Source organism: Vibrio sp. 2433-A1 (assembly GCF_056726085.1).
The window spans coordinates 145,492-166,857 of sequence record NZ_JBRESC010000004.1 but is presented as its reverse complement, the minus strand read 5'-3'; the positions used below and the strand labels follow the sequence as shown (position 1 = coordinate 166,857).

The window sequence follows — 21,366 nt, the reverse complement described above, 5'->3', positions numbered from 1 at the left end:
AAAAGATATTACAAAAAGCCTCGGAATTCCGAGGCTTTTCTATACGTTATTCGTCATCAACAGCTCGATCGGCCATCTGCTGTAGACTGTAGGCAGTAACTGGGTCAATAGTCTTAACGAGCTCTTCGACCTGTTTGATCGCTTCAACTGAGGTACTCGCCTTACGGTAGCTGAGGTAGATTGGGCGATACCAATCTTCAACCCCTTGCACCTTATACAGTTGCCCACTGGCTAAGAATGGTTCAACTAAAGATACAGGTAAGTAAGCACTCCCTCCCTTCTCAAGAATGAAGTCTAGCGCGATACGTGCAGTTGATGTACGCAGGTAAGGTGCTGGAATCTTAGGGTGACGCTCAGCATGTTCAGAGCCAAACTTGGTGCCCCAATCTACATACACGTACTTGTCGTCAAACACAGTCTCTAGCGCATCTTGTTTGGTCGAAACCAAAATCAGCACCACGTCAGCCACTTTTTTGCAGTTGAGTTCGTCTGCTTTAATCTGATCAAACGCGAACGCCATGTCGAGCGTGCGTTCTTGCAATTGACGATTCAGAACTTCACGGCCCATGACCTCCGCCATAAAGCCATAACCTTCAAACTGGTCAGTCACTAAACTTAGACAGTTTTGTAGGTAGGCATCCCATACACTCGGGGTTCCACCCAAGGTCAGTTGTAATGCTTTACCACTTTCTAGGGAGAGCTCTAGCTTCGCTTGCTGCAAAGTGCTGACCATGACCTCAGCATAGCCAATGAGTCGTTCACCGGATGAGGTCAATTTAATGTTGTTGCGGTCACGAATAAACAGCTGAGTATCAAAGTAGCTCTCGAGTTGTTTAATACGGGCACTCACCGCCGCCTGAGTGATGTATAGGTTTTCTGCAGCTTTGCCAAAATGTCTGACTTGAGCCAGCTCTAAAAACGTTCTGAAGACTTTTACGTCCATTGGGTTACCTCTACCGACAATCTTGTAAGGTTAGCAAGTACGGTGAAACTTTATAATCTTTCAATCACTAAAGTGTTATCTAAATTTAATAAAACTATTCAATAGTTAAGATAAAAAGGTTTTGTTTTTCTTTTATGAATTTTCCGCCTACTTTTCGCTCTAGTTCCCCATGTAGATATTTATAGAGGCTACCAAAATGTCAGACACTCAATTTCGTCATGGCAAAAAACGTTTTTACGACAACACTAAATTCCCACGAGGCTTCGCCAAGTCGGGTGATTTTACGCTTGTAGAGGAAGAAATCCTAACCCTTTATGGTGACACCATGCTTGGTTTGGAATCTGGTGAATTGCAACCAGAAAACTCGGAAGAAAAACACTTCGTTAAAGTACTGATTCACCCAGGCAAAGCGAAGTCAAAACTAGAACGCGTATGGCTAAAGTATGTTCAACTGGCTCGTGGTCGCAAGCGTTTCCACACACTAAATGGTCGTACTAAGCCTGATGCTAGCAGCATCGAAGACTATTCAGATGACGTGAGCTTGGTAGAAGAAGATTAATATCTGAGCTCCTGATATTGGCAATGCTAATATCAGGGGCTTTTTCTTACGTGGTAACTTTTGAAGTCACTCGAAAGAATCTTATAATCATTCCACTCCTGAAGAGCCCGGCAAGACCGGTGAGTGGGGCGTTTGGCGTTAATAAGCTGATTACCCTACAAATTAAAAGCCCGCTAAAATTAGCAGGCTTAGATTATTTTGCCAGTGAGGCGACTTTCTTAAGAAAACTGTCGCGCAGATGTTCTTGGTCGTACTCTAAGTGGTAAGTGTTGTGGAAACCTACCTTGAGTTCGACACCATTACCTCGCATGTAGACGTTATAGCCATCATAATCTGAGTACGCTTCAACACCTTCATACATCTTGCCATGCTCGGTGGGCGAACCATTCGCCATGACAGTTTCATACGCCTGCAAGATTTTTCCTGGGTCGAGTTCGTTTTTCATATCACTCCCTCCTTACTCTAATCTTTAAAGTATGAGCAATGAATGGGAGTTTCGCTATCTCACCCCTTGAGATAATTCAAACCTCAGCCAGTTATTCCGCGCGAATGACTTCGGCTAAGGTCTGCAACCGCTGTAAGCTGTTCTTCACGTAAGGGTTCTCAGTATCCCAAGCGTACCCTGCAAGAATCGAACTGATCATCTGCTTAATTCTCGGATTAGGCTTTTGGTAAAAAATTACATCTTGCAATGTACCGTTGTACCAGCCTTCAACGTAGGTTCTAAACGTGTTTACGCCCACCATTAGTGGCTCAGCGTAATCTTGCTGCCAGTCGATTTTTTCACCGCTTAGCTGACGAACCAAACACTCCGCCGCATATTGCGCAGACTTCATCGCAATGGTCACGCCCGAAGAGAATACAGGGTCAAGAAACTCACCCGCGTTCCCCAACAATGCATAGTGCGGCGTTGCAAGGTGTTTAACGTTGGCAGAGTAGCCACCAAGCTCACCGGCAGGGTTTGGGTACTCAGCATTAGCAAGTAGTTGCTGTAGACCTTCTTCTTCACTGGCTAACCGCTTGATTGCTTCAATCTTATCGTCTGGGTAGTTGTCGAAGAACTCCGGTTCGCCAACAACACCAAATGAACAGATGCCATTAGAAAAAGGGATCAACCAATACCAGACATCATGGTTATCTGGGTGAACCGAGATAAGAATCTTATTACGGTCATATTGGACATCTGTCGAGTCAATGTTATCGACAATGTGGGTAAAAATCGCTTTACGTGGTGGTAAGCATGAAGGCTCTTCCAAGTTAAGCATACGCGGCAACACTCGACCAAAGCCACTGGCATCTAGAACATAGTCTGCTTCAATTTGATATGGATTGCCGTTTTCATCGTTCACCGTCAGTAACGAACGTTCACCGATAAACTCCATCTCTAGCAATTCATGTTGATAGCGGATTTCAACACCTTGCTCGGCCGCACTATCTGCCAGCACTTTATCAAACGACCCGCGCTGGACTTGGAAAGTGGTTCCCGGCCCCGAAGTAAACTTGTCGTTAAAGTTAAACTGGGTATACACCCCTTCGCGTCTAAATGCTGCGCCATCTTTATACTGAAAGCCAGCTTCGTTGACCGCATCCAGCATTCCTGCTTGCTCTACCACTTCCATACATGCAGGTAATAGACTTTCGCCGATCGAAAAACGGGGAAACTGCGCTTTTTCAATCACAGTTACATGAATATTTTGCGCATGAAGTAACGCAGAAACAGTAGAGCCCGACGGCCCTGCTCCGACAACTAAAACTTGGGTATTTTCTTTATGCATAACAACTAATCACATTGCTCACGGACATCTGTCCGATTACTGAGCTTTTAATTTTAATAATGTGTGGCCTAGACCGATGTTATCGGTTCTCTCTTCAACAGCTAAACCTGCTGCTTCAATGATCTCAAGAAAATCATCGCTACGATAGAAACGGCTGTTGCCATTCGCAAGACAGGTGAAGTACAGTGACGTTGCGTTAAGGCTGTATGACGCAGCATCATACTTTTGCGCATCCCAAAACAGCTCCAGAATGTAAACGGCGTCACCGCTACGCAGCTGATTTTTAACACGCTTCAAGATACTTAAAATTTCCATTGGCGAAAAACAGTCGAGGAACTGACTCATCCACCATACATCAGCATGCTCTGGCAAAGTTTGTTGCTTATCAAGCATATTGGCAGGAAACGGTGTCACACGATCAGCAAAACCATTTTTCTCAGCATTGGCCATCGCCATTTCAAGTTGCTGAGGTAAATCAACAATAGTGATTGCAACATTGGCATCATGGTTACAGCATTGCATTGCCCATTTGCCGGTATTACCACCGATATCTACCAAAGTTTTTGGCTTAGATTTGAATACTTCTTCCAGTAGAATTGGGAATGAGCGGTCTGAATAGAAGTGGTCAAATTTAAACCAGCTCTGTTTTGCTTGTTCAGGCAGTTTAGACAATCCTTGGTAGATAGTCTCCCACTCGCCAAGCTCCTTAAGGCCCGCAGGCTTACCTTCAATGATAGATTCTGTTAAATGCATCATCGCCGCATAACAAACATCAGCGGTGAAATCCATGTTGGCATTGGTCATGCCGTCATGAAGAATAAAATAGCCGAGATTGGCTAAAGAATAGTTAGGCTTTTCCCATAAAACGATATCTGCACTAATCGCCATATCCAAAAGCACTTTCACTCCATATTCCGAGATACCAGTTTGCTGCGCGATTGCGCCAGCAGATAAGCCTTGGCTACGTGCGTTATCTAACGCTTTCAACACACCTATATCACGTAATGTTCTCGCGGTATGAAATACAATGGGTGCAAATGAAAGCTTTTGAGCTTCTGTTTTTGCCTGTAATGCGTTAAATCGATCTTTATTTTTATCTAGCACGAAAAACCTAACTATTTATCTTCTATGTAATTACTGAGCTGCCGCAATCAACGACAGCTGACGTTTAATATCTACATTCAGGTTGTTAACCCAGCGGTTGTAGTTACGATGGATTTTGCCATCTTCTGCTCTTAAATTATCTGAGTTGAGATAAAGAATGGAGTAAAACTTAGAATTAAATGGGATTTTTACTTCGGCATAATGCGAGCGAACATGAAGTTTTGCATTAAATTCACCCGGACTCGCTTCTTCAACAACCCAACCACGATTTGTAGCTGCTTGCATAATCGCCATCTTGACTTGTTTACTTTGAAGATTATATCCAACTGGAGTATCCTCGACATTCATTACTGGCTAAACACGGCCACAACCAACAAGTAATAAAGCAAGCAATAGTGAGCTGAATAACTTAAATGGTGACATATTAATAGTTCCTTATTAGGTTTGTAGGCCAGTAATAGTATTTCGCTGTAAACACAACAATTCAATCTCTTATGCCAATATCAGTTCAAAACATTTCATTTAATATCGATTCATGGCTCGCGCATTCTAACGGATTCTCGCTGTCTCAAGATTGGGAAAGTTGGGCAATTAGTTTACAGTGGCCCGAAGAAGGTAAATTGATCACCTCCGCAATTCCGCCGATGATGCGCCGCCGAATGAGTAATTTGTCCAAACTAGCAGTACAAACGGCGATTGAGTTGCTCAACGAACATCAAGTGGACTACTTAGTTTTTGCCAGTCGACATGGCGAATTGCAGCGCAGTGCGGTACTGATCAAAGATATACTTCAAGGTGAAGAAGCATCACCAATGGCTTTTGCTCAATCGGTGCATAATACCGCCGCTGGCCTTGCAACTATCGCGACTAAAATGCCAATTCCGTTAACGTCGATATCCGCGGCCGAAAACACCTTCCAAAGTGCAATCCTTGAAGCTTGGTTGTACCTTAGCGAACACCCAAGTCACAAAGTGTTGGTTATCGACTTTGATGAGCCGCTACCCGAGCCATATACACACTTTGAAACCCAGAACTACCGCAGTTACGGACTCGGACTAGTGCTTTCAAGCGGTGAACAATTCTCTGTTTCATTTTCTGAGAATACGCAATACACGCCTTCGACTCTGCCACAAGGTTTGGAGTTTATTCGCCAATACCTATCGAATAGTCATGAATGGACAATTAATTCACCTCGCCAATTAGGGAGCTGGAAACGTTCATGAGAAAGGTGAACCAATATTGGCGAGTATTCGCAACTGGTTTATGCTTTACTATTTTTGGCCTTGGCGGTTTAGTCTTGAGCTTTATTGTCATTCCTGTCATCCGTCTATTGACCAAAGGACAAAAAGAAACAGAATATAAGGTCCAAAAAGCAATACAGCGTTCGTTTAATTTCTTCTGTCAAACAATGAAATTCACCGGTGCAATTGATTATAAGATCATCGGAGCTGACATTTTGAAGCAAGATCGAAATTGCCTGATTGTCGCCAACCACCCGAGCTTGATTGATTACGTGCTCATCGCGTCTCAACTCGAACGTTGTGATTGCTTGGTCAAATCAGCAATATGGGTTAACCCATTTATGAAGCATATCGTCAAAGCAGCGGGATATATTCCGAATGAAACACCCGATGATCTGTTATCTATTTGCGAGCAGCGCTTTGACGAAGGAAACGTATTATTGGTGTTCCCTGAAGGCACACGAACAACCCCTGGCGTTAAATCAAAATTACAACGTGGGTCTGCACAAATAGCAGTACGTACAAAGAGAGATTTACGTCTAGTACATATTACTGTCTCTCCGAGTTTTCTCACAAAAGAGAAAAAGTGGTATCAAGTGCCCCCAAGTAAGCCTTTTTTCCTTGTTGAAGTTAAGGATAAAGTTGAGGTTGAGCCTTTTATCAAGCAAACTACATCTCCAACGCTATCGGCTCGCCGTTTACAGCAGCATTTAGCGGAAACACTCTTTCCTGAAAATCCATAGTTACAAGCAGGTCCAAGTGGAAAAACTACATAACGAAATCAAACAGCTCATCATTGATGCGCTTAATCTAGAAGATTTAACCATTGAAGATATCGAAACCGACGCACCATTATTCGGTGACGGCTTAGGTTTAGATTCTATCGATGCTCTCGAACTTGGTTTGGCGATCAAAAAGAAATACAACATTGTTATTGATGCTGATGACTCAAACACTCGTGAGCACTTTGCGTCAGTGAGCAATCTTGCTAACTATATCTCTGCCCAAACTAGTGAATAATTCGTAGGTACTTTCATGACAGATGTAAACAAAGAACAAGTATTTGACCAAGTAAAAGACGCACTTGAAGAATTGTTTGAAATTGATGCTGCGGATATTGTGCCAGAAGCGCATCTATACCAAGATCTCGATCTAGATAGTATTGATGCAGTCGATCTTGTGGTTCACCTACAAAATGTAACTGGCAAAAAAATCAAACCTGCGGAATTCAGCACTGTTCGTACAGTTGATGACGTAGTAAACGCCGTAACAGAGCTTCTGAAGGACGCCTAATGCGCCAATTGCTGACAGTATTGTCCGCAGTTGTTCTGCTTGCTTACCCATTTGCTATCTATTTCGGCATAGAGCGCTTTGGTATTTCTTTGGTGGGGATAGTACTTATCGTCGCCTTAGGAGTTCGGTTGTTTTCCGTTCAGCGAACCCAACTAAAAGAACTCAAATCTGTCGTTCAAATCAGTGCGATAACTGGGATCTCATTGATTGGCCTAAGTATCCTGTTTAGACAACATGGATGGATGACGTTTTACCCCGTCGTGGTCAATCTATGCATGCTGATTGTATTCGCTTCCAGTTTGAAACAACCACAAACCATCATTGAACGCTTAGCTCGCCTTCAGGAGCCTAACTTGCCAGAAAGTGGTGTAGCTTACACCCGTAAAGTTACTGTAATTTGGTGTGCATTCTTTATTATCAATGGGCTGATAGCACTGTATACCTGCTTTCAACCTTTAGAAGTTTGGACGCTTTATAACGGGCTAATTAGCTATCTACTCGCAGGGGCTCTTATGGCTACTGAATGGGTAGTTCGCCAGATTATTCGTAAGGATCACTAGACATCATGCCTCTCGCTTCTACCGACTTTGTGTCAATTGAAAACCTACTCTGTGCCCCCCGAGCATCATCAACACCAGTTGCCTTTGATCAGCAACAAGTGATGACTTGGGCAGAGTTTCAACATGATGTCGCCTACTACGCTGACACACTATCCAAGCAAGACGTTCAACGCGTCGCGCTATGCTTTTGTGATAGCTACCTGTTTGCGGTCGGCTTTTTCGCTGCCTGCTACGCACAAAAAGCGCTCGTCCTTCCAGGAAATTACCAAATTGAAGCAGTCAAAGAGTTGCAACAACATTTTGATCTCTTGCTCCATGATGAGGCAGTGCCAATCGCAACCGGACTCACTGCTTTAACGGTGAAAAAGCAATCAGAACCAAGCACTCAAGCATGCTCAATAGACTGGCAACCATTAGCTGCAGAAAAGCTGATTGTGACTTTGTTTACTTCTGGCTCTAGCGGCTCAGCAAAAGCGATAAGCAAAAGCCTTGACCAGCTCGATACAGAACTGTCGATTTTGCAGTCACTGTGGGGTGAACAAATTGATGGGACTCGAATTGAAAGTACCGTTTCTCATCAACATATTTACGGCTTGCTGTTCCGCCTATTATGGCCATTGTGCGCAGCTAGGCCGTTTGCGACACAAAACCTCGAATTCCCAGAACAAATTGTTCACCATGCCAACCCCGATACTGTTTTGGTCAGTAGCCCAGCACTATTAAAACGCCTAACTCAAGAACACCAGCGTACCCCACTAAGGGCTGTGTTCTCTTCTGGCGGCCCACTGGCGAACTCTGCAGCTATTCACAGTGAAGAGCTGTTTAGTCAACTGCCTATCGAAGTGTTTGGCAGTACAGAGACCGGTGGTATCGCACACAGGCAGCAGTTCTCTGCAATGACTCCTTGGCAATTATTCCCCGGTATTGAAGCTCAGTTGAACGAAGAGCGGTGTTTACGATTACGTTCGCCACATATCAACGGCCAAGAGTGGTATCAAACTGCCGATGAGTGTTATTTTCATGATAAGGTTTCATTCGAACTGAAAGGCCGTACTGACCGAATTGTAAAAGTTGAAGAAAAACGCATCTCGCTAGTTGAAGTCGAAAAACGTCTAGAGCAACTAGAATGGATTGAGGAGAGCGCGGTAATTCCAAAAACCGAGGAGAGCAGACTCTCTCTATGTGCCGTTATTGTCCTGACGGAAAAAGGCCATCAAGAGATCAATGCCCTAGGCAAGGGAAAATTTTGGATTGCCCTTAGGAAAGCGTTACGAAATTGGTTAGAGCCTATCGCGATACCAAGGAAGTACCGCTTAGTGGATGAGATTCCCTTAAATAGCCAAGGGAAACGACAAGTCACTGAAATAGAAAATTTATTCCAATAAAGACAAATAACAATGGAACAAAGAAAACCAACCATTACCGAAGTGCACGTCGAAGACAATAGCGCGACTATCATCATGAAGGTCGACGCTAATATCTTGGATTTCCGTGGTCACTTTACCCACTTCCCACTATTGCCTGGTGTCAGTCAAATCGATTGGGCGCTGTTTTACGCCATTGAGTTTTTAGGCACACCACCTCTTTTCAAAGGAATGGAAGTGATCAAGTTTCAAGAACCAATCCTACCCGATAGCGTGGTGACTCTTGAACTCACTTGGGACGATGATAAACAAAAGCTCGCGTTCAAATACAGCTCTGAAACATCAGACCGCCTAGTCATTCACTCTTCTGGCAAGATGAAGTTAGGTGGATAGTGTGAGCCATTACCAAGCCTGTTTTCTAATCCCTTGTTACAACCACGGCAGTACTATCGCCGCTGTGGTGTCTTCGCTAGACTCTTTTCAACTCCCTTTTATCGTCGTGGACGACGGTAGCAATCAAGAAACAAAACAGGCATTAAACCAAGTTTCTCAGCAAGATAATGTCACATTAGTCACCTTGGAGCAGAACCAAGGTAAAGGTGGTGCCGTGATGGCGGGCATCCGCCAAGCAAACCAACTGGGTTACAGCCATGTAATTCAAATTGATGCCGATGGCCAACATGACATTCAAGCACTGCCAAAGCTGATGGAGCGTTCTGTTCAATACCCAGAGCATTTGATTTCTGGCCAACCTATCTATGACGATAGCGTACCTAAAGCGCGCCTATACGGTCGTTACGCCACCCATATCTGGGTATGGATAGAAACCCTCTCTTTTGCGATTAAAGACAGCATGTGCGGTTTTCGCGCCTACCCCGTAAAAAGCACCATCGCCGTGCTCGATAAATACGATATCGGCAAGCGAATGGACTTCGATATCGAAATTTTGGTTCGTATGTATTGGGAAGATGTCGAGATCGACTTCGTTGAAACGCGCGTGATCTATCCTGAAGGTGGAATCTCTCACTTTGATGCACTTTGGGACAATTTAAAGATCAGTTGGATGCATACACGGCTGTTCTTTGGCATGTTACCGAGAATCCCTAAGCTACTAACGCGCAAACGTCGATCGGCCACCAATGCTCACTGGTCAAAACGTCAAGAACAAGGCACCATCATAGGTATTAAACTGATGCTGGCGATCTACAGCTTGCTGGGCCGCAAAGTATTTAACCTGATCCTTAAGCTAGTCATACGCTATTACCATCTGACAGGTAAAAATGCCAAGCAAGCCTCTGAAACCTACTTGGCTCAGCTCTCTAACTACGCATCACAGCAGCAGATTGAATTACCTCAGTCATTAGATAGCTACCACCATCTGCTCTCTTTCGGTCATACCATGATCGATAAGCTTGCCGCATGGAAAGGCGACTTCAGTGTGGATAACCTCACTATCCATGGTCAAGAGCAGTTTCAGGAGATGGTTGATAACAAACAGGGTGTGCTATTGCTAGGTTCTCACCTTGGCAATATCGAACTTTGCCGTGCCCTTGGTCGTCGACATAAGCATATTAAGATCAACGCTCTGGTATTTACCGAACATGCAGAACGTTTCAATACAGTTATGAAAGCAGTCAACCCCAAGTCAGACTTGAACCTGATTCAGGTGAGTTCAATGGGACCTGACACCGCTATTTTACTGCAGCAGAAAATCGAACAAGGTGAGTGGGTGGTCATCGTCGGTGATAGAACTTCCACCAGCAAAGAGAGCCGCTCGGTATGGGCTGACTTTTTAGGTAAGCCTGCACCTTTCCCGCAAGGGCCATTTATGTTGGCTTCAGTATTAAAAACCCCAGTATATTTGCTATTTGGCTTAAGAGATGACTCTAGTGAGACACCTCACTTCAACGTCTATTTTGAGCATTTTAGCGACAAACTCGTATTACCAAGAAAAGAGCGCCAGAAAGCGCTACAAGATGTGGTGCAAAACTACGCGAATCGCCTAGAGTACTACACTCTACAAGCCCCTTTACAATGGTATAATTTTTTCAATTTTTGGACATTAAGTAATCAGTACGATGACGACGCAAAACAATAAAACCATCACGTTTGGCGCACAGGCTTTAACCATCGAAGATGTGGTAGCCATTGCTCAAGGTGCCAATGCCGATCTCAACAACTCACCAGAGTTTACCGCTAAGATCGACCGCGGTGTCGCTTTTCTTGAGCGACTGCTCAAGGAAGAAGGCGTCATCTATGGCGTGACAACTGGTTACGGTGACTCATGTACGGTTGCCATTCCCCCTAACTTGGTCGATGAGCTGCCACTGCACCTAACTCGCTTCCACGGCTGTGGTCTTGGTGAAGTGCTGTCTCATGAGCAAGCGCGTGCGGTATTAGCCACTCGTCTTTGTTCACTGGCTCAAGGCGTATCAGGCGTCACTCACGACTTACTGAACCAAATTGTTACGCTGATTAACCAAGATATCGCGCCACGCATCCCGCAAGAAGGCTCTGTTGGTGCAAGTGGCGACTTAACACCGCTTTCATACCTAGCTGCTGCACTTATCGGTGAACGTGACGTGCTGTACAAAGGTGAAACTCGTCCAACGGCAGAAGTGTTCGCTGAGCTTGGCATTGACCCAATTCAGCTTAAGCCGAAAGAAGGCTTAGCACTGATGAACGGTACATCGGTAATGACCGCACTGGCTTGTCTTGCTTACAAACGTGCTGAATATCTCGCACAGTTATGTACCAAGATTACAGCGATGGTTTCTGTAGGTATGCACGGTAACGACTTCCATTTTGATGAAGCGTTATTTGCGGTGAAACCTCACCCAGGTCAGCAACAAGTCGCGGCTTGGCTGCGTGATGATCTAAAAGCTGAACGCCCACCACGCAACAGTGACCGCTTACAAGATCGTTATTCTCTGCGCTGCGCACCACATGTAATAGGTGTGGTTCAAGACTCTCTACCATGGCTGCGTTCGATGATCGAAAATGAGTTAAATAGTGCCAACGATAACCCAATTATTGATGGTGATAACGAACGCGTCCTGCATGGTGGTCACTTCTACGGCGGTCACATCGCAATGGCAATGGATACGCTAAAAACCGGTATTGCTAACCTTGCAGATCTGCTTGATCGTCAAATGGCGCAGTTGATGGATTACAAGTTCAATAACGGCCTGCCATTTAACCTAACCGGTGCTGAAGGCGAGCGTAAGCCAATCAACCATGGCTTTAAAGCCGTTCAAATTGGTATTTCAGCATGGACAGCCGAAGCGCTGAAACACACCATGCCAGCGAGCGTATTCTCACGTTCTACGGAGTGCCACAACCAAGATAAAGTGAGCATGGGTACCATTGCTGCACGTGACTGCCTACGAGTACTCGAACTTACAGAGCAAGTAGCCGCTGCTTCATTACTAGCGAGTATTCAAGCGGTTGAAATTCGCCGTCGTCATAATGAACTCGACGAGCACCACATGAGTGATAATTTGAATATGATTCGTGACGCGGTATTGAGCGAATTTGAATTCGTTATCGAAGACCGCCCATTGGAGCACGATTTACGTCACTTTATCGACCGTATCCAGCAGCGTCACTGGTCGCTCTATTCGGAGGCGTAATGGAGCAAGAGATCCTTTTCCCTCTTGAATCGGAGGTGACTATGGTCACCTCTTTCCAAGATGCCGACCCTATGGGCGTAATATACCACGGTAACTACTTCCGCTTTTTTGAAGAAGCTCGTCGTATCATGATGGACAAGATTGACTACGGTTACTTAGCGATGAATGACTCTGGTTATATGTGGCCGATCATTGATACGCGCGTAAAGTACGTGAAAGCGATCCCGTTTAATCACGAGATCCGAGTGACAGCCAAGCTGACCGAGTGGGAAAACCGCTTGCGTGTCGACTATGTCATTTATGATGCTCAAACAGGCAAGCGCATGTGTAAAGCGCACACCACTCAAGTGGCCGTTTCGATTAAAGAACAAGAGATGTGTTTCGCCTCTCCGCATGTATTTATCGATAAAGTCGAGCAATGGCACCGAGAAGGAAAAATCGCATGATCAAACGCTGTCTGGCTTCACTGCTAATTTTGGTCTCTCCCCTAGCCTGGTCATCGGTTACCGATTTGGCTTCGCTACAAACTCAACTTTCTCAACATGAGACAGTACGAGGGGATTTTACTCAGCAGCGACATATTGAGATGTTTGAACAGCCACTAAGCTCTGAAGGCCACTTTACCCTCAACAAAGAGCAAGGCTTACTGTGGCAACAAGAGACACCTTTCCCAGTCGGTTTAGTGCTCACCCAAGACAAACTGCGTCAAACCTTTGCAGGTCAACGACCACAAGTCATTACCGCGAAAGAAAACCCAATGGCGTTTTACTTTAGCCATATTTTCCTTGCTGTTTTCCACGGCGATACGGAAGCGTTAAAAGAGCAGTTTGATATTACCTTCAACACTGAATCTGATCAGTGGACAATCGAACTGACGCCACTCAATGCGCCACTCAATACGGTATTCGCATCAATTACTCTGTCAGGCAGTGACAATATCGACCAACTCGAACTGTTAGAGATTCGTGGCGATAAAACCGAAATTAGCTTCACCAACCAAACTCATCAGCCTGAAGGATTAACCGATGTTGAAAAGCAACAGTTCAACTTCTGATCCTTGGTTTATGGGTAAACGCATAGCAGTTGCATGGCTAGGAATGGTGGGGTTGTTCTTAGCCATGTTGTCCTATCAATGGCTATGGTCAGCGCAATCACCGATTGAAACTGACATCCTCAAGCTGCTACCTAAAAACCAGCAAAACCCAGTGGCAGAACAAGCTTTCGAGGCCGTTTCAAATAACCTTAGTGATAAGGTCGTGTTTGTGGTTACTGCCTCAGATAGTCAAAACAGTTACGCCGCTGCAAGTAAACTAGCTCAAGACCTTAGTGACACTGGCTTATTCACCGACGTGGTCGGCCAAGTGGATGAGAAGCAACAAAGCCTTTGGGCCGCCTATTATTTTCAGCACCGCTTTCAGCAGCTCACCGAAGCGCAGCGCCAACGCTTGACCGAGCAGCCGCAAGCTCAAACCCAGCATGTATTGCAGGCCATTTATAATCCATTTGCTGGCGTGACAGGCAATGAGCTTAGCAGCGACCCATTTTTGATCTTTCGTGACTACCTATCACAACTGACCCAGCTTAGCAGTGCCTTTACCCTCAACAATGGCTTTCTCTCCACCAGCTATCAAGGGCAAGAATACGTACTGGTCACCGCAACACTCAAAGACTCTCCCTATAGCCTTAGCGCGCAAAACGGCGTCAGTCACATCCAACAAATTGAGCAAAGCCTGACTGAGCAATATCACGTTGAGTTTTATCACACTGGGGTTCTATTCTACGCTGAGTTCGGCACACAAAGCGCCAAGTCAGAAATCAGCACCATCGGACTGTTTTCGCTGCTCGGCGTCGTCGTCTTAATCATCGGCGTATTTCGCAGTGCTGCCCCTCTTTCACTGGCATTGCTATCGATCACGATAGGCTTGATTGCCGCACTCTCGGTGACAACATGGCTGTTTGGTACCGTTCATCTATTTAGCTTAGTGTTTGGCGCAAGCCTAATTGGCGTGTCCATCGACTATGCGTTTCATTACCTCACCGAACGGTTAGCGGCAGGTAATCAATGGGACAGCAAAAAAGGATTAAAGCATATCTTTGCTGCCATCACGATGGGCCTACTGACCAGTCTAATTGGCTATATGGGGATGCTGATTGCTCCATTCCCCGGTCTACAACAGTTAGCGCTATTTTCATCGATTGGCTTAGCAGCAGCCTATGCCACCGTCGTAGCTTGGTACCCAATCCTTGCCATTAAACCAAGTCAAACCAGACCACTTCCCGGCCAGACTATTTGGCAACACTGGCTCAATATGTGGTCCAAGCCTATGGTGCGCCGCGCACTACCATTAACTTGCCTGATTGTGGCATTAGTTCCGCTGGCTAACCTTCAATACGATGATGATATTCGACAACTTCAAGCAATGCCTGAATCGTTGAAGCAACAAGAAACCTTTATCTCGCAACTGAGTGGCTTAAACTCATCACAGCAAATGGTGGTCGTTACCGCTGATGATGATGAGCAGCTTTTACAAAAACTCGAAACCTTTAATAGCCAACTTAACCAGTGGCAAAGCCAAGGTGTGATTGAAGGTTTTCAGAGCCTCTCGCAATACATTAGCTCAGCAGCAACTCAAAAATCTGACTATGAGCTGATTAAAGACTTGTACCACAACCAAGGTCCTGCATTAGCCAGCACGTTAAAGCTCAGCGCCGTTCCACAGTTAACTCAAACCTTTGAGCCAGTATCTCTGCAAGATTATTTGACTCACTCCGTTTCCGAGCCGGTTCGTTTTCTCTATGTCGGTAACGTTGAAGGCAAAGTCGCCAGTGTCGTGCTGCTCAAAAAGCTAAACAATATCGAAACAGTCAAAGAGTATGTCGCCGACCAGCCAGATATGAGTTACCTAAATAAAGCGGCTGAAATCTCCGCTCTGTTTGCTGATTACCGAATCAAAGTGATGGAGCTTATCGCCGTGGCCTTATTGGTCATTGGTGGAGTACTGACCAAGCGCTATGGCTTTTCTCATGCGATTAAGATTCTGATTCCGTCACTGATCGCGTGTATTGCCGGATTGGCCGCCGCTTCAGCAATTGGTTCAACACTGAATCTGTTCAATTTACTCGCACTTATTCTCATTATTGGGATTGGCATCGACTACACACTGTTTTTTGCTGAAAAAGCACGTAGCCCTAGTACATTACTCGCGATCACCTTATCGGCTATGACAACGCTATTGTCGTTTGGCTTACTGTCACTCAGTGAGACTCATGCCATTCATAGTTTTGGTATCACTGTACTCAGTGGCATCTTTGTCGCTTGGCTGCTATCCCCGTTAGCAATTAAAGAGAGGCTCTCTTGAAACTGGCTCATATAACAAAAACACTAACTGTGATCGCAGTGTGCGGTGTACTTGCTGCTTGCGCAACCAAGCCTAAAGACACCACACCACAAGTTGAAATCGCGCAGGGTCAAATGGTTAATCTACCCTCGCCTAACTCTCTTGGTTATGGCCTGAATGCCAGTCAACTTATCTCCGCAACTTGGACAGTTGATGACAACGTGCGCTCAGAGCAATTACCTGTTCAACTTCAAGTCAGCGCAGATAAGTTGGTGCTCGCCGGGTTTTCTTCTTGGGGAACGCGTATCTTATCGCTGACTTATCAAGATGATGCGATAACCAGTGATGTTCTAACCGGATTGGGCAGCGCGCTTCCCGCACCAGAACAGGTACTATTTAATCTAATGATCACTCTCTGGCCCTCTTCTGCTTGGGAAGGCCCATTAAATGAGGTAAGGTGGCAAATGATTGATAAAGCAGACTCTCGAGCGATTTTCGATAGCAATGGCACTCAAATTATCAACATAAAATACGGTAGCAATGAGAAGCTAGATGGAGAAATACTCTTTCACAATCTCATTGACGGCTACACTATAAAAGTGAATACGCTCCAGTATCAAAAAGTACAACTGACACCGCAGTAATATCCATGACAACAAACATTTCTAGACCCATTTTTATACAAAGTTGTGGCTTTCACAGTGCGATGGGCTCAGACGCAGCCGAGATCCATCAATGCCTAAGTGGTCAGCGCCAATCTAACATGGTGAAGGATACCAACACCCTTAACACTGGGGCTTGTACCGTGACTGGCCAAGTCAGCGAATCTTTACCCGCTATTCCGCAGCACCTTATCGAGTTTAACTCTCGCAATAACCAATTAGCTCTCTCTGCGTTAATGCAAATTGAAGAGTCTGTACACCACGCGATTAAGCAATTTGGTCAGTCACGCATTGCGGTTGTTATCGGCACCAGTACCTCCGGGATCTCTGATGGCGAAATGGCTTACAGCCAGCAAATTGAGTCTGGCGAGTTTCCAAATGGCTATCACTACCGCAAGCAAGAGTTAGGCAATACTAGCGAGTTCATCGCCCAATACTTTGGCCTAACAGGACCTTGTTATGCGATATCGACCGCTTGTTCATCCAGCGGTCGTGTCTTTATCACGGCTCAGCGATTACTTCGCAGCGGTATTGTTGATGCAGTGATTGTCGGAGGTGTTGATACTCTATGTCGACTGACGTTAAACGGTTTTCACGGCCTAGAAGCCTTGTCACCAAGCTTATGTCAGCCATTTAATGCCAACCGTGACGGCATCAATATCGGAGAATCGGCGGCGTTGATGTTAGTTAGCAACGAACCTTCACTAGTCGCTCTACTTGGCGCTGGAGACAGCTCTGACGCTCACCATATTTCAGCGCCTCATCCTGAGGGTAACGGTGCGGAAGTGGCGATGAAAAAAGCACTCTCTGATGCTGGTTTGACGGTCGATGACATCGGATATATCAACGCCCATGGAACCGCAACCCCACTGAACGACAGTATGGAAAGCAAAGCCATCTATCGACTGTTTGGCTCAAACGTTCCTGTCAGTTCAACCAAACCTCTTACTGGCCACACTCTTGGCACAGCGAGCGCTACTGAAGCCGCCATTGCATGGCATATTTTAAAACATGATTTAGAACTACCAATTCAGCATTGCCAGGATAAAGCTGACGATATTGAAGTTTCACTGGTTGAAGCTCCGACTAAACTGGCGGGCAAAGCAATTTTAAGTAACTCTTTTGCTTTTGGTGGTAATAACATTAGTCTAATTTTTGGTTACACCCATGACTAACTTCCCTTCAATTGATCAACTCTTGCCGCATGAAGATCCGATGATTCTGATCGACGAAGCGCTAGATATTCAAACAGACAGCATTCATTGCCAAGTAGAGATCGGTGCTAAAAACCCATTCTTCGACCAAGAGTCGCAAACTCTACCCGCTTACGTCGGAATCGAGTTTATGGCTCAGTCGGTCGCCGCTTGGTCTGGCTACCACTCGTTACAAAAAGGCGAGCAGCCACCGATTGGCTTCCTACTTGGCAGCCGTCGTTACTCTTCTCATTGCGATAGATTCCAAAATGGACAGCGACTTGATGTTTTTGCTGAAAAAGTAATGGAAGATAACGGAATGGCAGTATTCACGGCACGTATTGAATTCGAACAACAAATAATGGCAAGCTGCCAACTTAACGTATACGTGCCAACAGAAGAAAAATTACAAGAAATGAAAATCAGGAGTCAACAATGACCCGACAAGTACTAGTCACAGGTGCCAGCAAGGGTATTGGTAAAGCAATTGCAACCCAACTTGCTACAGATGGATTTACCATTGTTGTCCACTATATGGGCGATATGAAGGGTGCCCAAAATACCCTAGATACCATCGAGAAAAATGGTGGTAATGGCCGTCTGATTCAATTTTATATCAGCAATCGCGAAGAGTGTCGCGAAAAGCTAGAAGCCGATATTGAGCAGCATGGTGCCTACTATGGCGTGGTAAACAACGCGGGGATTACCCGTGATACTGCCTTCCCTGCGATGACAGAAGAAGAGTGGGATGGTGTTATTCATACCAACCTAGATAGCTTCTACAACGTACTGCATCCTTGCGTGATGCCAATGGTACAAAAACGCAAAGGTGGTCGAATTGTGACCCTAGCATCTGTATCTGGCTTAATGGGTAACCGTGGTCAGACTAACTACAGTGCAGCAAAAGCCGGCGTGATTGGTGCCACTAAGTCACTGGCGCTAGAACTTGCTAAGCGTAAGATTACGGTTAACTGTGTCGCGCCGGGTCTGATTGATACTGGCATGGTTGATGAGCACGTCAAAGAACACGCAATGCCACAGATCCCACTTCGTCGCATGGGCGAACCTGAAGAAGTTGCAGGCCTCGTTAGCTACCTAATGTCAGACATCGCCAGTTATGTGACCCGCCAAGTTATCTCCGTAAATGGAGGCCTAGTATGAGCCGCCGCGTTGTAGTGACTGGCATGTCAGGTGTGACCGCATTTGGTAACGACTGGCAAGCGGTAGAACCGAAGCTCCGTGCTTGTGAAAATGCCACCGAATACATGGAATCTTACGAGCAATATGACGGCCTAAACACTAAACTGGCAGCGCCTGTTGATGACTTTGAACTGCCAAAGCATTACAAGCGTAAACAAGTTCGCGGTATGGGTCGAGTCTCTAAGCTCGCGACTGTGGCCACTGAAAACGCCCTTATTCAATCAGGACTGATTGGTAACGATATTCTAACTAACGGCCAAACGGGTATTGCCTACGGCTCATCAACGGGCAGTACCGATGCGATTGGTGCATTCGGCGTAATGCTCAATGACAAAACCACCAAAGCGATTACCGCCACGACTTACGTGCAAATGATGCCGCATACGACTGCGGTGAACGTTGGCCTATTCTTCGGCCTAAGAGGTCGTGTGATTCCAACCAGCAGCGCGTGTACATCAGGCAGCCAAGCGATTGGTTACGCTTATGAAGCGATCAAGCATGGTTACCAAACCGTTATGGTGGCAGGTGGCGCCGAAGAACTTTGCCCTACCGAGTCAGCAGTATTTGATACTCTGTTTGCGACCAGCTTAAAGAACGAAGCACCAAAATCGACACCACGCCCCTATGACAGCCACCGTGACGGCCTAGTGATTGGTGAAGGTGCGGGCACGCTAGTACTAGAAGAGTATGAACATGCGAAGGCGCGCGGTGCGAAGATCTACGCTGAAATCATTGGTTTTGCCAGCAACTGCGATGCCGCTCACGTGACTCAGCCGCAAATGGAAACCATGCAAATCTGTATGGAAATGGCACTGCAAGACGCAGGCATTGAACCTGAGAAGATCGATTATGTTTCAGCGCACGGCACAGCAACGGACCGCGGTGACATTGCAGAGAGTAACGCAACAGCCAACGCTCTAGGTAAAGTGCCAATCAGTTCATTGAAGAGCTACTTTGGCCATACACTTGGTGCATGTGGTGCGATTGAAGCTTGGTTAAGCTTAGAGATGATGCACACAGGCTGGTTTAGCCCAACACTAAACCTAGAATCGCTAGACGAGCAATGTGGCAACTTAGACTACATTACTGGCACTGGCCGCGAACTAGAGGTTGATTACTTAATGAGTAACAACTTCGCGTTTGGTGGCATAAACACGTCGATCATCTTTAAGAAGATCTAATCTCTCTAGCAACCATAAATGAAAAAACGGACTGGTCATTGCCAGTCCGTTTTTTATTCATCAGCTGCCCTAGTGGACAGTATTGCAACCGATTAATACTTTATACAGTGACCTTTTTAATCACAATCGCAGTTCCCATACCACCGCCAATGCACAATGAGGCTAAACCATATTCAAGTTGGCGCTTGTCCATCTCGTAAAGCAAGGTAGTCAGTATACGGCCGCCTGATGCACCTAGTGGATGACCAAGAGCGATTGCTCCACCATTTACGTTAGTTTTGTCATCGAACCACGTCATTGGCAATTGATACTTTTCACTTAAACCGTGCATAACACCCAGAGCTTGTGCAGCAAATGCTTCATTTAACTCGAGCAATTGCATATCAGCCAAGGTCATTTTAGCGCGTTCTAGTGCCTGCTCTACCGCAGGTACTGGCCCCAAGCCCATGTACGCCGGATCAAGGCCACCTTGACCATAGCTTACAATCTCTGCCATTGGTTCAAGATGGTGAGCAGCTACTGCGTCTGCCGAAGCAAGGATAAATGCAACACCACCATCGTTAATACCTGATGCGTTGCCCGCTGTAACACTACCTTCTTTTCGAAATGCTGGTTTTAGTTTCGCTAAACTCTCGATTGACGCATCATGACGTGGATATTCATCTTGATCAAAGCTAACCACTTGACGTCTCTGTTTAACCTCAACAGGTACAATCTCTTCGTTAAATCGACCTGCTTCTATTGCAGCAACGGCACGCTGTTGGCTGCGTAAAGCGAACTCATCTTGAGTCTCACGACTTATCTGATACTTTTCAGCTATATTTTCTGCCGTCATACCCATATGGTATTGGTTAAACGCATCAGTCAGACCATCGTTGATCATCGTATCAAGCACTTGCTGGTGGCCCATCTTACTACCAAAACGGTTTTTACCATCAAGAACGTAAGGCGCACTGGACATGTTCTCCATACCTGCAGCAACGACAAGCTCAGCATCGCCGGCTTTGATCTTACTCGCTGCTTCCATCACGGTTTTCATTCCACTACCGCAGATCATATTGAGTGTGTATGCTGGTACTGAATCTGGCACTCCAGCAAACATAGCGGCTTGGCGACCAGGTCCCATTCCTTGTCCAGCTGAAAGTACATTACCAACAATGACTTCATCTAATAATTCTGGTTTTAGTTTTGCCTGTTGTAAGGCGGCTCGAATCGCATGTCCGCCTAGCTCACAAGCCGGCGTAGCAGCAAGACTACCACCAAAACTACCTAGCGCAGTACGTTTGGCTGCAACGATATAAACTTTTCGCATACTACTGCC

General features: G+C 45.7%; 23 protein-coding genes and 1 pseudogene. 18 read left to right on the top strand and 6 right to left on the bottom strand.

Features of this window, described 5'->3' with window-relative positions; all coding sequences use genetic code 11:
* Window positions 1–46: 46 nt before the first annotated feature.
* Complete coding sequence (locus tag ACU01J_RS05995) at window positions 47–943, bottom strand: LysR family transcriptional regulator (RefSeq protein ID WP_481084839.1); 897 nt, start codon at window positions 941–943, stop codon at window positions 47–49.
* A 196-nt stretch (window positions 944–1,139) separates the two neighbouring features.
* Here ACU01J_RS05995 and ACU01J_RS05990 point away from each other — a divergent pair, with 196 nt between their 5' ends.
* Entirely contained in the window at window positions 1,140–1,502 is a 363-nt protein-coding gene (locus ACU01J_RS05990) for a MaoP family protein (RefSeq protein WP_481084838.1), read from the top strand.
* 193 nt (window positions 1,503–1,695) lie between these two features.
* Here ACU01J_RS05990 and ACU01J_RS05985 read toward each other — a convergent pair whose 3' ends face one another.
* From ACU01J_RS05985 to ACU01J_RS05970, 4 genes and pseudogenes are all read right to left on the bottom strand, one after another.
* Window positions 1,696–1,947, bottom strand: a complete 252-nt coding sequence (locus ACU01J_RS05985) for a DUF3081 domain-containing protein (RefSeq protein ID WP_481084837.1) — start codon at window positions 1,945–1,947, stop codon at window positions 1,696–1,698.
* Window positions 1,948–2,038: 91 nt separating this feature from the next.
* Window positions 2,039–3,277, bottom strand: coding sequence for an NAD(P)/FAD-dependent oxidoreductase (locus tag ACU01J_RS05980; protein WP_481084836.1), 1,239 nt, complete (start codon window positions 3,275–3,277; stop codon window positions 2,039–2,041).
* A 36-nt stretch (window positions 3,278–3,313) separates the two neighbouring features.
* On the bottom strand, window positions 3,314–4,381 hold the full coding sequence (locus ACU01J_RS05975) for a methyltransferase (RefSeq protein WP_481084835.1): 1,068 nt from the start codon (window positions 4,379–4,381) through the stop codon (window positions 3,314–3,316).
* A gap of 30 nt (window positions 4,382–4,411) precedes the next feature.
* Window positions 4,412–4,804, bottom strand: a pseudogene (locus ACU01J_RS05970) (hypothetical protein).
* 71 nt (window positions 4,805–4,875) lie between these two features.
* Here ACU01J_RS05970 and ACU01J_RS05965 point away from each other — a divergent pair.
* The 17 genes from ACU01J_RS05965 to ACU01J_RS05885 are packed head-to-tail and all read left to right on the top strand — an operon-like array spanning window position 4,876 to window position 20,045.
* Window positions 4,876–5,604 carry a beta-ketoacyl synthase chain length factor gene (locus ACU01J_RS05965; protein ID WP_481084834.1) on the top strand — a complete coding sequence of 243 codons (729 nt, stop codon included), beginning with the start codon at window positions 4,876–4,878 and terminating at the stop codon, window positions 5,602–5,604.
* Window positions 5,601–6,365 (top strand): lysophospholipid acyltransferase family protein, encoded by a 765-nt coding sequence (locus tag ACU01J_RS05960; RefSeq protein WP_481084833.1) that lies wholly within the window; start codon window positions 5,601–5,603, stop codon window positions 6,363–6,365. Before ACU01J_RS05965 ends, ACU01J_RS05960 begins: the two co-directional genes overlap by 4 nt.
* Window positions 6,366–6,381: 16 nt before the next feature.
* A complete protein-coding gene (locus tag ACU01J_RS05955) occupies window positions 6,382–6,642 on the top strand; it encodes a phosphopantetheine-binding protein (RefSeq protein ID WP_053439572.1) in 261 nt (86 codons plus the stop codon).
* A 15-nt stretch (window positions 6,643–6,657) separates the two neighbouring features.
* The gene (locus ACU01J_RS05950) at window positions 6,658–6,915 is read left to right on the top strand and encodes an acyl carrier protein (protein ID WP_134833958.1); all 258 of its coding nucleotides are present in this window, start codon (window positions 6,658–6,660) and stop codon (window positions 6,913–6,915) included.
* On the top strand, window positions 6,915–7,475 hold the full coding sequence (locus ACU01J_RS05945) for a COG4648 family protein (RefSeq protein WP_481084832.1): 561 nt from the start codon (window positions 6,915–6,917) through the stop codon (window positions 7,473–7,475). The genes ACU01J_RS05950 and ACU01J_RS05945 overlap by 1 nt, the downstream gene beginning before the upstream one ends.
* 5 nt (window positions 7,476–7,480) lie before the next feature.
* Window positions 7,481–8,860: an AMP-binding protein gene (locus ACU01J_RS05940; protein ID WP_481084831.1), complete on the top strand. Its 1,380-nt coding sequence runs from the start codon at window positions 7,481–7,483 to the stop codon at window positions 8,858–8,860.
* A gap of 12 nt (window positions 8,861–8,872) precedes the next feature.
* On the top strand, window positions 8,873–9,232 hold the full coding sequence (locus ACU01J_RS05935; RefSeq protein WP_481084830.1) for an ApeI family dehydratase: 360 nt from the start codon (window positions 8,873–8,875) through the stop codon (window positions 9,230–9,232).
* A gap of 1 nt (window position 9,233) precedes the next feature.
* Window positions 9,234–10,937 carry a glycosyltransferase family 2 protein gene (locus ACU01J_RS05930; protein ID WP_481084829.1) on the top strand — a complete coding sequence of 568 codons (1,704 nt, stop codon included), beginning with the start codon at window positions 9,234–9,236 and terminating at the stop codon, window positions 10,935–10,937.
* Complete coding sequence (locus tag ACU01J_RS05925) at window positions 10,918–12,471, top strand: HAL/PAL/TAL family ammonia-lyase (protein WP_481084828.1); 1,554 nt, start codon at window positions 10,918–10,920, stop codon at window positions 12,469–12,471. The genes ACU01J_RS05930 and ACU01J_RS05925 overlap by 20 nt, the downstream gene beginning before the upstream one ends.
* Window positions 12,471–12,917, top strand: coding sequence for an acyl-CoA thioesterase (locus tag ACU01J_RS05920; protein ID WP_481084827.1), 447 nt, complete (start codon window positions 12,471–12,473; stop codon window positions 12,915–12,917). Before ACU01J_RS05925 ends, ACU01J_RS05920 begins: the two co-directional genes overlap by 1 nt.
* Window positions 12,914–13,525 (top strand): LolA family protein, encoded by a 612-nt coding sequence (locus ACU01J_RS05915; protein ID WP_481084826.1) that lies wholly within the window; start codon window positions 12,914–12,916, stop codon window positions 13,523–13,525. Before ACU01J_RS05920 ends, ACU01J_RS05915 begins: the two co-directional genes overlap by 4 nt.
* Complete coding sequence (locus tag ACU01J_RS05910) at window positions 13,497–15,830, top strand: MMPL family transporter (RefSeq protein ID WP_481084825.1); 2,334 nt, start codon at window positions 13,497–13,499, stop codon at window positions 15,828–15,830. The genes ACU01J_RS05915 and ACU01J_RS05910 overlap by 29 nt, the downstream gene beginning before the upstream one ends.
* Window positions 15,827–16,453 (top strand): DUF3261 domain-containing protein, encoded by a 627-nt coding sequence (locus ACU01J_RS05905; protein ID WP_481084824.1) that lies wholly within the window; start codon window positions 15,827–15,829, stop codon window positions 16,451–16,453. The genes ACU01J_RS05910 and ACU01J_RS05905 overlap by 4 nt, the downstream gene beginning before the upstream one ends.
* Before the next feature lie 5 nt (window positions 16,454–16,458).
* Entirely contained in the window at window positions 16,459–17,646 is a 1,188-nt protein-coding gene (locus ACU01J_RS05900; protein ID WP_481084823.1) for a beta-ketoacyl-[acyl-carrier-protein] synthase family protein, read from the top strand.
* The gene (locus ACU01J_RS05895) at window positions 17,639–18,103 is read left to right on the top strand and encodes a hotdog family protein (protein ID WP_481084822.1); all 465 of its coding nucleotides are present in this window, start codon (window positions 17,639–17,641) and stop codon (window positions 18,101–18,103) included. Before ACU01J_RS05900 ends, ACU01J_RS05895 begins: the two co-directional genes overlap by 8 nt.
* Entirely contained in the window at window positions 18,100–18,825 is a 726-nt protein-coding gene (locus tag ACU01J_RS05890; protein WP_481084821.1) for a 3-ketoacyl-ACP reductase FabG2, read from the top strand. The genes ACU01J_RS05895 and ACU01J_RS05890 overlap by 4 nt, the downstream gene beginning before the upstream one ends.
* Window positions 18,822–20,045: a beta-ketoacyl-ACP synthase gene (locus ACU01J_RS05885; RefSeq protein ID WP_481084820.1), complete on the top strand. Its 1,224-nt coding sequence runs from the start codon at window positions 18,822–18,824 to the stop codon at window positions 20,043–20,045. The genes ACU01J_RS05890 and ACU01J_RS05885 overlap by 4 nt, the downstream gene beginning before the upstream one ends.
* A 100-nt stretch (window positions 20,046–20,145) precedes the next feature.
* Here the strand turns inward: ACU01J_RS05885 and ACU01J_RS05880 are convergent, their stop codons facing one another.
* On the bottom strand, window positions 20,146–21,357 hold the full coding sequence (locus tag ACU01J_RS05880; protein WP_481084819.1) for an acetyl-CoA C-acetyltransferase: 1,212 nt from the start codon (window positions 21,355–21,357) through the stop codon (window positions 20,146–20,148).
* Window positions 21,358–21,366 lie beyond the last annotated feature (9 nt).

Bases quoted from the DNA above. Each gene is read 5' to 3' on its own strand.
- ACU01J_RS05995 (WP_481084839.1), bottom strand. From the start codon at position 943: ATGGACGTAAAAGTCTTCAGAACGTTTTTAGAGCTGGCTCAAGTCAGA.
- ACU01J_RS05990 (WP_481084838.1), top strand. From the start codon at position 1,140: ATGTCAGACACTCAATTTCGTCATGGCAAAAAACGTTTTTACGACAAC.
- ACU01J_RS05985 (WP_481084837.1), bottom strand. From the start codon at position 1,947: ATGAAAAACGAACTCGACCCAGGAAAAATCTTGCAGGCGTATGAAACT.
- ACU01J_RS05980 (WP_481084836.1), bottom strand. From the start codon at position 3,277: ATGCATAAAGAAAATACCCAAGTTTTAGTTGTCGGAGCAGGGCCGTCG.
- ACU01J_RS05965 (WP_481084834.1), top strand. From the start codon at position 4,876: ATGCCAATATCAGTTCAAAACATTTCATTTAATATCGATTCATGGCTC.
- ACU01J_RS05960 (WP_481084833.1), top strand. From the start codon at position 5,601: ATGAGAAAGGTGAACCAATATTGGCGAGTATTCGCAACTGGTTTATGC.
- ACU01J_RS05950 (WP_134833958.1), top strand. From the start codon at position 6,658: ATGACAGATGTAAACAAAGAACAAGTATTTGACCAAGTAAAAGACGCA.
- ACU01J_RS05945 (WP_481084832.1), top strand. From the start codon at position 6,915: ATGCGCCAATTGCTGACAGTATTGTCCGCAGTTGTTCTGCTTGCTTAC.
- ACU01J_RS05940 (WP_481084831.1), top strand. From the start codon at position 7,481: ATGCCTCTCGCTTCTACCGACTTTGTGTCAATTGAAAACCTACTCTGT.
- ACU01J_RS05935 (WP_481084830.1), top strand. From the start codon at position 8,873: ATGGAACAAAGAAAACCAACCATTACCGAAGTGCACGTCGAAGACAAT.
- ACU01J_RS05925 (WP_481084828.1), top strand. From the start codon at position 10,918: ATGACGACGCAAAACAATAAAACCATCACGTTTGGCGCACAGGCTTTA.
- ACU01J_RS05920 (WP_481084827.1), top strand. From the start codon at position 12,471: ATGGAGCAAGAGATCCTTTTCCCTCTTGAATCGGAGGTGACTATGGTC.
- ACU01J_RS05915 (WP_481084826.1), top strand. From the start codon at position 12,914: ATGATCAAACGCTGTCTGGCTTCACTGCTAATTTTGGTCTCTCCCCTA.
- ACU01J_RS05910 (WP_481084825.1), top strand. From the start codon at position 13,497: ATGTTGAAAAGCAACAGTTCAACTTCTGATCCTTGGTTTATGGGTAAA.
- ACU01J_RS05900 (WP_481084823.1), top strand. From the start codon at position 16,459: ATGACAACAAACATTTCTAGACCCATTTTTATACAAAGTTGTGGCTTT.
- ACU01J_RS05895 (WP_481084822.1), top strand. From the start codon at position 17,639: ATGACTAACTTCCCTTCAATTGATCAACTCTTGCCGCATGAAGATCCG.
- ACU01J_RS05890 (WP_481084821.1), top strand. From the start codon at position 18,100: ATGACCCGACAAGTACTAGTCACAGGTGCCAGCAAGGGTATTGGTAAA.
- ACU01J_RS05885 (WP_481084820.1), top strand. From the start codon at position 18,822: ATGAGCCGCCGCGTTGTAGTGACTGGCATGTCAGGTGTGACCGCATTT.
- ACU01J_RS05880 (WP_481084819.1), bottom strand. From the start codon at position 21,357: ATGCGAAAAGTTTATATCGTTGCAGCCAAACGTACTGCGCTAGGTAGT.